General features: G+C 64.5%; 12 protein-coding genes. 9 read left to right on the forward strand and 3 right to left on the reverse strand.

The window, feature by feature from the left end; translation table 11 throughout:
* Positions 1–64: 64 nt before the first annotated feature.
* Positions 65–1,555, reverse strand: a complete 1,491-nt coding sequence (gene ansP, locus MRS60_RS32270) for an L-asparagine permease (RefSeq protein WP_034182575.1) — start codon at positions 1,553–1,555, stop codon at positions 65–67.
* A 229-nt stretch (positions 1,556–1,784) separates the two neighbouring features.
* Here ansP and MRS60_RS32275 point away from each other — a divergent pair, with 229 nt between their 5' ends.
* The gene (locus tag MRS60_RS32275; RefSeq protein ID WP_243567391.1) at positions 1,785–2,030 is read left to right on the forward strand and encodes a hypothetical protein; all 246 of its coding nucleotides are present in this window, start codon (positions 1,785–1,787) and stop codon (positions 2,028–2,030) included.
* 116 nt (positions 2,031–2,146) lie between these two features.
* Here MRS60_RS32275 and MRS60_RS32280 read toward each other — a convergent pair whose 3' ends face one another.
* Both MRS60_RS32280 and MRS60_RS32285 read right to left on the reverse strand, forming a co-directional pair.
* Positions 2,147–3,844, reverse strand: a complete 1,698-nt coding sequence (locus MRS60_RS32280) for a M4 family metallopeptidase (protein WP_243567392.1) — start codon at positions 3,842–3,844, stop codon at positions 2,147–2,149.
* A gap of 558 nt (positions 3,845–4,402) precedes the next feature.
* Positions 4,403–5,794, reverse strand: coding sequence for a PLP-dependent aminotransferase family protein (locus MRS60_RS32285; RefSeq protein ID WP_243567393.1), 1,392 nt, complete (start codon positions 5,792–5,794; stop codon positions 4,403–4,405).
* Between the two features lie 381 nt (positions 5,795–6,175).
* Between MRS60_RS32285 and MRS60_RS32290 the strand changes: the two genes are divergently transcribed.
* Genes MRS60_RS32290 through MRS60_RS32325 form a run of 8 tightly spaced genes read left to right on the forward strand, consistent with a single transcriptional unit; the run spans position 6,176 to position 13,142 of the window.
* Positions 6,176–6,658: an MSMEG_0572/Sll0783 family nitrogen starvation response protein gene (locus tag MRS60_RS32290; protein WP_006405208.1), complete on the forward strand. Its 483-nt coding sequence runs from the start codon at positions 6,176–6,178 to the stop codon at positions 6,656–6,658.
* Between the two features lie 19 nt (positions 6,659–6,677).
* On the forward strand, positions 6,678–7,700 hold the full coding sequence (locus tag MRS60_RS32295; protein ID WP_105390901.1) for a Nit6803 family nitrilase: 1,023 nt from the start codon (positions 6,678–6,680) through the stop codon (positions 7,698–7,700).
* The gene (locus MRS60_RS32300; RefSeq protein WP_131946313.1) at positions 7,693–8,763 is read left to right on the forward strand and encodes an MSMEG_0568 family radical SAM protein; all 1,071 of its coding nucleotides are present in this window, start codon (positions 7,693–7,695) and stop codon (positions 8,761–8,763) included. The genes MRS60_RS32295 and MRS60_RS32300 overlap by 8 nt, the downstream gene beginning before the upstream one ends.
* A 2-nt stretch (positions 8,764–8,765) precedes the next feature.
* Positions 8,766–9,326, forward strand: a complete 561-nt coding sequence (locus tag MRS60_RS32305; protein ID WP_105390900.1) for an MSMEG_0567/Sll0786 family nitrogen starvation N-acetyltransferase — start codon at positions 8,766–8,768, stop codon at positions 9,324–9,326.
* Positions 9,323–10,309, forward strand: coding sequence for a sll0787 family AIR synthase-like protein (locus tag MRS60_RS32310; protein WP_243567394.1), 987 nt, complete (start codon positions 9,323–9,325; stop codon positions 10,307–10,309). Before MRS60_RS32305 ends, MRS60_RS32310 begins: the two co-directional genes overlap by 4 nt.
* Positions 10,306–11,490: an MSMEG_0565 family glycosyltransferase gene (locus tag MRS60_RS32315; RefSeq protein WP_243567395.1), complete on the forward strand. Its 1,185-nt coding sequence runs from the start codon at positions 10,306–10,308 to the stop codon at positions 11,488–11,490. The genes MRS60_RS32310 and MRS60_RS32315 overlap by 4 nt, the downstream gene beginning before the upstream one ends.
* A gap of 9 nt (positions 11,491–11,499) precedes the next feature.
* Positions 11,500–11,784: an MSMEG_0570 family nitrogen starvation response protein gene (locus MRS60_RS32320; protein ID WP_175749108.1), complete on the forward strand. Its 285-nt coding sequence runs from the start codon at positions 11,500–11,502 to the stop codon at positions 11,782–11,784.
* Between the two features lie 56 nt (positions 11,785–11,840).
* Positions 11,841–13,142: an MSMEG_0569 family flavin-dependent oxidoreductase gene (locus MRS60_RS32325; RefSeq protein ID WP_243567433.1), complete on the forward strand. Its 1,302-nt coding sequence runs from the start codon at positions 11,841–11,843 to the stop codon at positions 13,140–13,142.
* The last annotated feature ends 2 nt before the right edge of the window (positions 13,143–13,144 follow it).

Genomic DNA, 13,144 nt, shown 5'->3' on the forward strand with positions numbered 1-13,144 from the left:
TAAATGTCGTTGTCGCGGGATTTTTCTGAACTTTGCACGGCCGCCGTCCGCTATCGCGCATCGCCTAGTTGTCGCCCTTTTCGAGGACGCTCTGCGTGAGCGTGACCGACGGAATCGTCGGTTTGAGCGACGCACGGCGCGCGCGGCCGCTCAACCACTTCCAGCCGGCGACGAGCAGCAGTGCGACCAGCGGAATCGACGCGATCGTCCACGTGCCGTTCGGGTAGTCGAACGCCATCAGGACCAGCACGCCGAGCAGGAACAGCAGCGTGAGCCACGATGTCACCGGCGCGCCGGGCATCCTGAACGGCACGTCGTCCACTTCGCCGCGTTTGACGGCCGCCCGGAACTTCATCTGGCAGACGATGATGAACCCCCACGTGCTGATGATGCCGAGCGACGCGATGTTCAGCACGATCTCGAACACGCTCGACGGCACCAGATAGTTGAGCAGCACGCCGATCACGTAGATCGCGACCGTCACGAGAATGCCCGCGTACGGCACGGATTGCGCGCTCATCCGCCCGAGGAACGCGGGGGCCGAGCCGCCCATCGACAGCGAACGCAGCACGCGTCCGGTCGAATACAGCCCCGAGTTGAGACTCGACAGCGCCGCCGTCAAAACCACCAGATTCATCACCGAGCCGATACCGGGAACGCCGAGCGCGCCGAAGAACGTGACGAACGGGCTTTGCCCCGCCTTGTACGCGCTCCAGGGCAGCAGGCAGACGAGCAGGACGACCGACGCGACGTAGAAGATCGCAATGCGCCAGATCACGCTGTTGATCGCGCGCGGCAGCACCTTGCGCGCATCCTTGCATTCGCCGGCTGCCGTGCCGACCAGTTCGACGCCCGCGAACGCGAACACCACGCCCTGCACCAGCACGAGCGCCGGCATCAGTCCGTGCGGGAAGAAGCCGCCGTTGTCGGTGATCAGGTGCATGCCGGTGTCATGGCCCGCGACGTGTCCGCCGGTGCCCAGGATCACGGAGCCGATGCCGAGAAACAGCACGATCGCAGCGACCTTGATCAACGCGAACCAGAACTCCATTTCGGCGAACCACTTCACGCCGATCAGGTTCATCGTGGCGACGATGCAGAGCGCGATCAACGCGAAGATCCATTGCGGAATACCGGCGAACGGCGTCCAGTAATGCATGTAGAGCGCGACCGCGGTGATGTCGACGATGCCGGTCATTGCCCAGTTCAGGAAATACATCCAGCCCGCGACGAAAGACGCTTTCTCGCCGAGGAATTCGCGCGCATACGACACGAAGCTGCCGCTGCTCGGCCGGTGCATCACCAGCTCGCCGAGCGCACGCAGGATCAGGAACGAAAACACGCCGCACACCAGGTAGACGATAGCGAGCGACGGCCCCGCAGCCTGCAGTCGCGCGCCGGCCCCGAGGAAAAGCCCCGTTCCGATCGCACCGCCGATCGCAATCATCTGCACCTGTCGATTGCCGAGCGTCTTGTGATAACCGGCCTCGTGGGATTCGAGCCAGCTGCGTTTGTTGGTTTCGCCGGTCGGCGACGGTTCAGGAATCGATGCCATGGCTGCACCCTCTTGCATTTGCGTGATCGCATTCATCCGGATCGCGTGACGATCAGGACCCACCGGCACCTGCGACCACGACGCGTAAAGACACGTCGGGCATCCTGGTCGCGGCTCGCCGGCAACAGCGAGGGGCACGGTCAGACAAGAAAGTATTCAGCCGTAATTCCGCTCACAAACAGCATGCAAATTTGGACTGAGCCTGTTCGAATCTGTGCATACGGGGGTAATGGAAAGCTTTTTGTTATATGGCTTCCCGTTTTGGGTGCGTTGCGTTCGATGGTGCGCCATTTCGGCTTCTGCGCCGAATTTCGACAACCGTAACTTCGATGGCGAGCGCGGCCGCGATCGTGCAGATGATGCCGATCGAGTTGCCGACCATCTTCGGATTGCAGAACACGCGATCGGCGACGAGCGCAATCAACGTCGGGCCGAGTCCGAAGCAAATCAGCCGCCTGCAATCGCAGGCAGCTGATCGGCACCTGCCTTTCTCATGTCCGAGCGCCGCGTGAGCTCGATCGACTCGCTTTCCTCCGAAGCGACGAACCGCCACGCGGCTTTCCGGCGTTCAATACGCCCACCCAAGCGCGATCAATTCACCCCGACCGCACTCCACGCGCGCGCGACCGTGGCGCTCTCGGTCGAGTTCGCGCCATACAGGTCGTTCGCCGCCTGGATCGACGCACGCCGCGCGCTCGGGTAGCTCGAGTTGGCGTTCAGGTACACGGTCAGCGTCCGGTACCAGATCTTGCCGGCCTTCTCGCGGCCGAGGCCGCTGAAGGTCGTGTCGCCGTTGCAGACCAGCTGCGTCCTCGACAGGCCGGTGTCGGTCGACGGCACCGCCGGGCCTTCCGAAAGCAGGTAGAAGAAGCGGTTGCCGACGCCCGACGTGAAGTGCGGATCGTGGCGCGGATTCGACCACGAGAAACCGCCGGACGGATAGCAGCTGAACGACCGGCCATCGAGATCCTGCTTGTACATCTTGCGCAGGCCGCCGCTCACCACGCGCGCGCCGATCACGTAGTTGCCGGGATCGTTCGGGTTGTTCGCGTAGAACTTCACGAGCGTGCCGAAGATGTCGGACGTCGATTCGTTCAGGCCGCCGGCGTCGCTCGAATAGTTCAGGTTGGCGGTGGCCTCGGTCACGCCGTGGCTCATCTCGTGCCCGGCCACGTCGACCGATACGACCGGCTTCGGCAGGCTCGTGCCCGACTGGCCGTCGCCGTACACCATGATGTGCGACGGCATCCATGCCGCGTTCGCGCCGGTCGTGCCGCTGCCGGTGTCGAACACCACGTGCGCGAAACTCCTCACGCCGCGCCCGTCGTTGAAGATGCCGTTACGGTTGTGCGTAGTCCTGTAGTAGTCCCAAGTCAACGCGAGGCCGTAGTCGATATCGGCGGCGACGGTTTGCCGGTCGGTGGTCGAGCTGTTGCCCCACACGTTCGTGCTGCTCGTGAAGATCGGCAGGTCGCTCGCTTGCTCGACATCCTCCGCGATCAGCCCGCGGCCGTCGTAGACGGAGCCGCTGCCGCGGGTCGGATCGAGCATCCGGTACGCGTTCGTGCCGGTCTGGTCGGTGGTCAGCGTCAGGTTGCCGTAGTACAGCGAGCGGCCGGTGCCGGTCGCGGCGGCGGTCTTGATCAGGTCCTGCGCGTCGAGCACGGTGCCCGTGCGCGCGTCGACGTAGTACAGCACGGCGTCGCCGTGCGCGTCGGTCGCCTTCCCGTATACGCGTACCGCGTAGGCCAGCGTCGGCGTGACGTCGCGCGCGAACACGACGAGCTCCGCGTCATCGATGCGGCGCACGTCGGAGTTGAAACGCGCGGCCGCGATGCGCTTGACCCTGGCCGCGCCCACGTCGGGCGCGTTGCGCACCACGAAGCGGTCGCCGACCTTGCCGATCTTGCCGGCGAGATCGATCGGCGCGGGCTGGGTCAGGCTCGCTTGCTTCAGCTGCCCCTGGTTCGAATGGACGACGACGTCGCCGCCGATCACGGGCAGACCCGCGTAGAAGCGGTCGAAACGCACGTGCTCGGTGCCGTCGGGATCGACGATCACGTCGCGCACCCGGAACTGGTCGCCGTCCGTCGGCGCGCTCGCCTGCGGCGCCGCGAACTTCAAGGTGCGAGCGGCGCTGCCGGTAGTCAGGCTGAAGGCGGACGGGTTCTGCTGGATCAGTTGCAGCGCCCTGTCGACCGCGGCCGGCTGGTCGCCGGCTTGGGCAAAAGCGCTGAGACTGGCGAGGGTAATCGCGGTGATGGACAGCAGACGAGACAGTTTCTTCATGTAATCCCCCAGATTATGAATAAAAGCGTGATTTTCGAGGAATGCATCAAGGATAAACTTTGATATGAGACATGTCGCGAACCGCAGGGGCATGCTAGGAGGTAGTTTTTATAATTACAAGATATTTTCTGACAGGTTAATTTTTTATCCTTTCGATGTTAATCAAGTCGGGATTTGGTGAGAAATATGAAATGATCTTGTCGGCCGCGTTGGCGGTATCGGCAGCATTGCGCTGGCGGAGTGCGCTTGGGGAGGGGCGGGTGACACGGGGGCGCCGCTCGAGCGGAACGGGCGATGTGGAGCGGAGCGACAACGACGGCCATAATTTACTTTATTAAATATTCTTTATTCTCACTATGGCGCTATCGTTATTCGGAAGTCGATGATCGGAAAATGTGCCGGCATGGATACTGGTAGCCGGGACTGGCGGGCTGGTTCGAGGACGCAAACCAACATGAACGCAAATGAGGTCATCACGCATCACATCTGCGTACACCAGCGTTATGACACTTCAGATCGGCAATTCGAGTTCGAATGTCTTCGAGGCTGTATCGGCCGCTACATCGCCGCACCGTAAAGATGATGTGCGTCGACCAATGCATCCGCGACGAGCTGCAAACCGTCCAGGCATTGCTCCTGGCTCTGCGGCCCGCCGAGGCAGATGCGGATCGCGGCCGGCGGGTCGCCGTCCGTCGAAAATGCCGCGCTTGCCACGGCGGCGACGCTTCGACTCCGCAGATGCTGCGCCAGATCGGGGGCAGTCCACAGGCACTCGCGCGGAATCGGCAACCAGAGATGGAAACCGTCGGGATGTGCATCGAAAGGCCATGCGCCGAGAATCCGCCTTGCAATCGCCTGCCGTGCATGCGCCTCCGATCGAATCGCGGCCAGCATCTCGCCTGCCGTGCCGTCGTTGACCCATTGCGTGGACAGCAGCATCGTGAACGGACTCGGCATCACGGTCGTGGCGCGCAATGCACCGGCGATACGCTGTGCTTCGCGCACCGTCGGCGCCAGCAGGTAAGCGATTCGCAGCCCGGCGCCGAGATTCTTCGACATGCCGGTCACATAGTAGGTCAGCTCGGGCGCCAGCAATGCCAATGGCGGCGGCGCGCTCTGCGGCAGCATCGCGTAGGCGTCGTCCTCGATGATGGGCACGTTGTAGCGCGTCGCGATATCGGCCAGCGCTTCGCGGCGTCTGAACGGTATCGTGAGCGTGCTCGGGTTCTGCAGGGTCGGGTTGCAGTACAGCGCGGCAGGCCGTCCGCTTCTGCAGAGCGATTCGAACGCATGCGGCAACGGTCCGTCGTCGTCCCGTGGCAGCGGCTGCAACTGCACGCCCAATTGTGACGCGATAGCCTTGATGCCGGGGTAAGCGAGCGAATCGAGGCAGATCGAATCGCCGCGGCGCGCAAGCCTGGAGATGAGCGCGACGAGGGCGCTGTGGATGCCCGGGCAGACCAGTACGGCGTCGCCGCTGCAGCCGGGCAGGCGATTGGCCAGCCACGCGCGTCCGGCGGCGCGATCCGCCGGTGTGCCGCCGAAATCCTGGTATCGCATCAGCTGGTAAGGATCCGCTGCATCGAACAATGCCGCAGCCGATTGCTGCAGCCGCCTGGCCATCTCGGGCGGCTCGGGCGGCATGTTCATCGACATTTCGATGCTGCTCCCGCCCGACAGCGGAATCGTTCGCGTCGGGCCGCGCACGAACGTGCCGCTTCCTGCTCGCGAATCGAGCAAGCCGCGTCGGCGAGCTTCAGCATAAGCGCGGGCCACCGTCGTGTAGTTCAGGTTCAGCGCACTGGCGAGATCGCGCAGCCCGGGCAGGCGGTCGCGCGGTTTAAGCCGGCCTGCAGTGAGATCTTCCTCGATGAGGTCGGGGATCAGCAGATACGCCGGTTTCCTGCTTTCCAACAGGCGCTTCGACCAATGATGGATGGCGTAATCCATACCTGTTTCCATTTGATGATTCATCAAAACGTTAGCATGGCGCATTAATCGACAATATATATATCGCCACTTTGAAGTCGGATGATTGCATTGATCGCATCATGTATCGGATTGATGCATCGATGCACGCTGGATGCGCACCGGTTCACTCCTGCTGCATCAGTCAGGTGCGCCGTCTGGCCCGGTCAGGCCGGTTCCGGTCGGATCCGGATTGGGTCACGCAAGGATCGGACCGGCGGCAGCGGCATTTATCGACTGAATGATCGGAGAGTGATCGCATCATGTCTGTGCCTGGTTGGCATATGCGTTGCGTTAATGAGGTCGCCCGGATTCGAAAGCGTTCGGGATCATCACTCAACTCATTTTCAAACGGAGCGTGCCATGCCCGCAGTGAATCAGCCTCTGCACAAGAAAGGAGATTTCCTCGTCGACTACGAGGAAAAAGTGTTCGAAGACGTCAAGGCGGAACCGGGCGAGAAGGCGCTCGTGACGTTCCACACGGTTGCATTCGAAGGGTCGATCGGCTTCGTCAACCTGCTGCAGGCGACACGCCTGCAACGCAAAGGGTTCGAGACGTCGGTGCTGCTCTACGGCCCCGGTGTGACGCTCGGCCTGCAGCGCGGATTTCCGACGCTCGGCGACGAGGCGTTTCCCGGTCACCTGAACTTCAACAAGCAGCTCGTCAAGTTCATGGAAGAAGGCGGGAAAGTCTACGCGTGCCGCTTTGCGCTGCAGGCGCTTTACGGGCACGGCGAAGCGTCGCTGATCGAGGGCATTCGACCGATCAATCCGCTCGACGTGCTGGATATCCAGCTGCTTCACCGCAAGGAGAACGCGCTGGTCATCCACACCTGGACCGTTTGATCGAATGACGGGTGCCATCATGTCCGACAAACGCATCGTCCGGGCGGCGGCTGTCCAGATCGCCCCCGATCTGGAACGCGCCGGCGGTACGCTCGACAAGGTCTGTGCGGCGATCGACGAGGCCGCCGGCAAAGGTGTTCAGCTGATCGTCTTCCCTGAAACGTTCGTGCCGTACTACCCGTACTTCTCGTTTGTGCGGGCGCCGGTCGCATCCGGTGCCGATCACATGCGGCTCTACGAGCAGGCCGTGGCGGTGCCGGGCCCCGTGACGCATGCGGTTGCCGAGCGTGCGCGCCTGCACGGGATGGTGGTCGTGCTCGGCGTGAACGAGCGCGACCACGGCAGCCTGTACAACACGCAGCTGATCTTCGACGTCGACGGACGCCTCGCGGTGAAGCGCCGCAAGATCACGCCGACGTTTCACGAACGGATGATCTGGGGACAGGGAGACGCGGCCGGACTCAAGGTTGCGCAGACCGGTGTCGGGCGGGTCGGTGCGCTCGCGTGCTGGGAGCACTACAACCCGCTCGCCCGTTATGCGCTGATGACGCAGCACGAGGAAATTCATTGCAGTCAGTTTCCCGGTTCGCTGGTCGGCCCGATCTTCGCGGAACAGATCGAAGTCACGATCCGCCACCACGCGCTGGAGTCCGGGTGCTTTGTCGTCAATGCAACCGGCTGGCTGACGGACGCCCAGATCGAGTCGATCACGGGCGATCCGAATCTGCAGAAAGCCCTGCGTGGCGGATGCAATACCGCGATCGTGTCCCCGGAGGGTCAGCATCTGGCCGAGCCGCTGCGCGCCGGCGAAGGGATGGTGATCGCCGATCTGGACATGTCGCTGATCACCAAGCGCAAGCGAATGATGGATTCGGTCGGCCACTATGCGCGGCCGGAACTGCTGAGTCTTGCCATCAACGATCGGCCGGCGACGACGGTGACCCCGATGGGGAGCAGCGCGTCGGCCGCGCGCGACTTCGAGGGAAATTGCCATGAGCGCGAACGCGAAACCGTCGGTGCAGAGCCGGCAATTGATGACTGAACTGCAATCGGTCGGGCTGCGCCTCACGGATCCACGGGTTGGTGCCGCGAGCCGGCGCGGCGGCGCCGGGCCATCCGATCACAAGGCCGTGACGGTCGACGGTGTGACCATCATGGTGCCCGTGCACACGAGCACCGCGTGGGATTCGCCGTTCGTCGCGGCGGAACCTGATGCGGCGGGCGTCAGCCTGCTCTCGCGCGGCACCATCCCGATTGCGAGCATCAGCTTTCCGTCGAGCCCGCGCTTCTACGCGTTGCAGACGCTGGAGGGCGTGCCGTACTCGCACATCGCGACGCTGCATGGCGCCGACGTGCTTGCGACCACGGTATTGCAGACTTGCATTCGCTACGAGAGCCGGCGCAAGACCTGCCAGTTCTGCTCGATCGGCCAGTCGCTTGCGGCCGGCCGCACGATCGCCCGCAAGACACCTGAACAACTCGCCGAGGTTGCGCGTGCGGCGGTCCTGCTCGACGGCGTCAAGCACATGGTGTTGACGACCGGTACACCGCCGACGCCGGATCGCGGTGCGCGCGTGCTGTGCGAAAGCGCGTTCGCGATCAGGGCGGCCGTCGATCTCCCGATCCAGGCGCAATGCGAACCGCCCGACGACGACGGCTGGTTCGACCGGATGAAGGCAAGCGGGATCGATACGTTGGGCATGCATCTGGAAGCCGTGACGCCGGCCGTGCGCGAACGGATCATGCCGGGCAAGGCGAGCGTGTCGCTGTCCCGGTATATGGCGGCATTCCGCGCGGCCGTCGGCGTGTTCGGTCGCGGACAGGTCAGCACCTACATCCTGGCCGGGCTCGGCGACAGCGCGGCTGCGATTCTCGACATGTCGCGCGAACTGATCGGGTTGGGCGTCTATCCGTTCGTCGTGCCGTTCGTTCCGATCAGCGGCACGCCGCTGGAGAGTCATCCTGCACCGTCGCCGGACTTCATGCGGGCGGTGCTCGAGCCGCTCGGTGCGATGCTGCGCGACGCCGGAATGCGCTCCGCCGACATCAAGGCAGGTTGCGGAAAGTGCGGCGCCTGCTCGTCGCTGTCGACCTACGAGGTGTGACCATGTACTGCGCAGAGATGGGCCTGGCCGACAGCCGCGGCACGTATCGGCCTTCGGAGTACCGGATCAAATGGGCGGAGCTTCCGTGGGAAATCGACGAGGCGTACAAGCTGCGCCGGGCCGTATTCTGCGTCGAGCAGGGGATCTTCGTCGGCGACGATCGCGACGATATCGATCGTCGCGCGCAATTGCTGGTCGCGGTCAGCTGCTGCGCAGGGTTGCCCGAGCAGGTGGTCGGCACGGTGCGGATTCATGAAACCGTCCCCGGAACCTGGATGGGTTCGCGGCTGGCGGTACACCCCGCGTTTCGCCGGCAGGGCAGGATCGGCTCGATGCTGATCGCGCTGGCCGTCAGCAGCGCGCATGCCGAAGGTTGCCGCACATTCGTCGCGCACGTGCAATCGCAGAACGTGCCGTTGTTTCGTCGGCTTCACTGGGATGCGCTCGGCGAGGAAACGTTGTTCGGCCGCCCTCACCAGCTGATGCAGGCGCAACTTGCGCACTATCCGCCGTGTGGCACGCCGTACGCGGGCTTCGTCCTGCGCTCGGAGGGGCGGCCATGAGTGTCGACGATCGTATCGCAACGCTGCGCGCAAGCCGGGGCTTCCAGCACAAGCACGACATTTCCGGCGTGGTTGCGTGGCTCGCAGCGGCATTGCCGAACGGCGAGCGGGATCTCGCTCAGGCCGTCGCGCTCGGTGACGACTGCGCGGCGATTCCGGACGCGGACGGCTACCTGTTGTTTGCGATCGAGGGCATGGTCGGCGATTTCGTCGAGTCGATGCCGTGGTTCGCCGGATACAGCGGCGTGATGGCGAATGTCAGCGACATCTACGCGATGGGTGGGCGGCCGATCGCCGTCGTCGATGCGTTGTGGAGCGACGGGATCGACGCCGCGCAGCCGGTGCTCGCCGGGATGGCCGCGGCTGCGTCGGCGTACGGCGTACCGATCGTCGGCGGCCACAGCAACACGCGCAGCGCGCAGGGGCAGCTGGCCGTATCGATCCTGGGTCGGGCGCGTGCGCTGCTGTCGAGCTTCAGCGCGCGGCCGGGCGATCGCCTGATGATGGCGGTCGACCTGCGCGGCGCGTTCGAGGATCCGTATCCGTTCTGGAATGCGTCGGTCGGCGCGCCGCCGGCCCGGCTGCGCGGCGATCTCGAGATTCTGCCGGCACTGGCTGAAGACGGGCTGTGCGATGCCGCGAAGGATATCTCGATGGCGGGCGTGCTCGGTACGGCGTTGATGCTCGTCGAGTGCTCGCGCGTCGGTGCGCGCATCGACCTCGACGCGATCCCGCGTCCGCCCGGCGTCGACTTCGATCGCTGGCTGACGGCCTTTCCGAGCTACGGATTCCTGATGGCGGCCCGGCCGGCGCATGTCGACACGATCGTGGAGCGCTTCGCCGCGCGCGGGCTCGCGTGCGCGGTGATCGGCGATATCGACGCAACCCGTGAGGTCGTCGTCGAAGAGGCTGGCAAATCGGCGGTGCTGTGGGATTTCCGGATCGAGCCGTTTATTACCGGCGTCAGCGGAGGTGCCCGATGAGTCGCGACGCGTTGCGCATAGCGCTTCTTACCCACTCGGTCAATCCGCGTGGCGGTGTCGTGCACGCACTTGAACTGGCCAGTGCGCTGCACTTGGCGGGAAGCGACGTCACCGTATTTGCGCCGGCCGCGCCGGGTGAGGCGATGTTCCGCGATGTCCCGTGCCGCGTCGTGCTGGCACGCGTCGATGGCCGTCCGCGCGGCGTCGCGGAAATGGTGTCCGCGCGGATTGCCGCGATCAGGCGCGCATTGCTGGAGCACGATGCGGGCGGATTCGACGTCCTGCATGCGCAGGACAGCATCACGGGCAATGCACTGGCTGAACTGAAGCAGTCAGGCGCAATCGACGGGTTCGTACGGACCGTGCATCACCTCGACGTATTCGACGACCCGCGGCTCGAACGCTGGCAGGAACGCGCGTGGCGAGAGGCGGACCAGGTGCTGTGCGTGAGCGCTGCCTGGGCGGTCACGATGCGCGAGAAGTTCGGAATCGACGCAGGCGTGGTGCCCAACGGCGTCGACGTCGCCCGGTTCGCTGGTGCGGACCATGGGGACATGCAGGCAGTGCGGCAGCGGTTCGGCCTGGGCAGCGGGCCGGTTGTCCTGGCGGTCGGCGGGATCGAGCAGCGAAAAAACTCGATCGCGTTGCTCGAGGCGTTCGCACGCCTGCGCAGCACGTTGCCCGGTGCACGGCTCGTGATCGGCGGCGGCGCGAGCCTGCTTGACCACGATGCGTACGCGCGCCGCTTCGTCGCGCGCGCCGCTGCGCTCGGGCTGGGGATCGGCGTCGACGAACCCGTCGTGACGACGGGGCCGCTCGACGACGCGGCGCTGGTCGCGCTGATGCACTGCGCCGATGTGGTGTCGATGGTGTCGATCCGCGAGGGATTCGGTCTGGTCGTGCTCGAGGGGCTCGCCTGCGGAAAGCCCGTCGTCGTGTCCGAAATCGAACCCTTTACCGAGTATCTGGACGAGCACGCGTGTGTGTGGGCCGATCCCGCCGATGTGGATTCGATCGCCGACGCGCTGCGCGATGCGCTCTCGGGACGGCGTGCTCCCGATTTCGCACATGCCGTCCCCGCATTGCTGAACCGCTTCACATGGGAAGCGAGTGCGCGCAAACATCTGGATATCTACCTGGACAGGCTGGCGCAGCGTGCGCAAGCATCGTCCGTCGAATGAGGAGGAATCATGCCGGTCATGCATTTTCGGGTTCGTTGGCCCGATCAGTCGGAAACCAATTGCTATTCGCCTTCGACCGTCGTGTCGGAATTCTTCACGCCCGGCACGCGATACGCGCTCGACGACTTCGTCGAGCGAGCCCGACGCGCGCTGGGTATCGCGTCCGATCGCGTACGCGAGAAATACGGGTTCGCGTGCTCGGCCGCGATGGACGAGCTGGCACGGATCGAAGCACACGCGGAACGGTTTGCGCCGCAGGGCGACGCGACCGTGACCGTCATCGAACTCGTTTGAGGCGTCCGCCACGCAGGAATCCATCGTCGTCTTCAACACACATTCAGGACTGCATCATGTCAAGCGAACCCGTTGTTTCATCCAGCCTCCCGGACATCGATTCCCGTCTCGGCGTAGCCGTCATCGGCGGCGGGCAGGCGGGATTGTCGATCAGCTACTACCTGAAGCAGGCAGGCATCGATCATCTCGTATTCGAAAAAGAGACCGTGACGCACACGTGGCGCAAGCAGCGCTGGGACGCGTTCTGTCTCGTGACGCCGAACTGGCAGTGTGCGCTGCCGGGCTATCCGTATCGCGGTGCCGATCCGCACGGCTTCATGACGAAGGACGAGATCGTCGACTATCTCGACGGATTCATCCGAAGCGTCGATGCACCTGTGCTGGAACACACCGCCGTCGAACGTGTGACGCGCGACGCGGACGGACGCTATCGCATCGCGACGTCGCGCGGCGCGTACACCGCGGATCAGGTTGTCGTTGCATCCGGCGGCTACCATCGACCGATCGTGCCGCGGATGGCCGAGCGGCTTCCGGCAACGATCGTGCAGATCCAGTCGTCGGAATACCGGAATCCAGCCGCGTTGCCGGACGGACCGGTTCTCGTGGTCGGATCGGGGCAGTCGGGCGCGCAGATCGCGGAAGACCTCCATCTCGCCGGGCGAAAGGTGTTTCTCGCGGTTGGCGATGCGCCTCGCTGTGCCCGTTTCTACCGGGGCAGGGACGTCGTCGACTGGCTGGCCGACATGCAGTACTACGACATGCCGGTCGATGCGCATCCGCTGCGCGAAGGCGTGCGCGACAACACCAACCACTATGTGACCGGCCGCGATGGCGGGCGCGATATCGATCTGCGCCGCTTTGCCGCCGAAGGGATGGAGCTGTATGGCCGGCTGGAGGATTTTGCCGACGGGCAGTTCCGATTCTCCGCGGATCTGTCGGCGCAGCTCGACAGCGCCGACGATACGTACAACCGGATCAATGCCGGCATCGACGCCCATATCGAGAAGAACGGGATCGCGGCGCCGCCTGCGACGCGCTATGAACCCGTGTGGCGTCCGGCCGCCGAGCGCACGGCGCTCGATCTCGCGGCCAGCGGCATCGCATCGGTCGTCTGGTGCATCGGTTTCACCCCGGATTTCAGCTGGCTGGATGCACCGGTATTCAACGGCCGCGGCTATCCCGCGCACCGGCGCGGCGTGACGCCGGTTCCGGGGCTCTACTTCGTCGGGCTGCCCTGGCTATACACGTGGGGTTCGGGGCGATTCTCCGGGGTTGCGCGCGATGCCGCCCATATCGTCGACCTGATCCAGGCCGAGATGACGGCCGCGCGGCGCTCGGCCGAAAGCGTGGCCGCCTGACG

The organism is Burkholderia pyrrocinia, assembly GCF_022809715.1.
GTDB classification, from domain to species: Bacteria; Pseudomonadota; Gammaproteobacteria; order Burkholderiales; family Burkholderiaceae; genus Burkholderia; species Burkholderia pyrrocinia_C.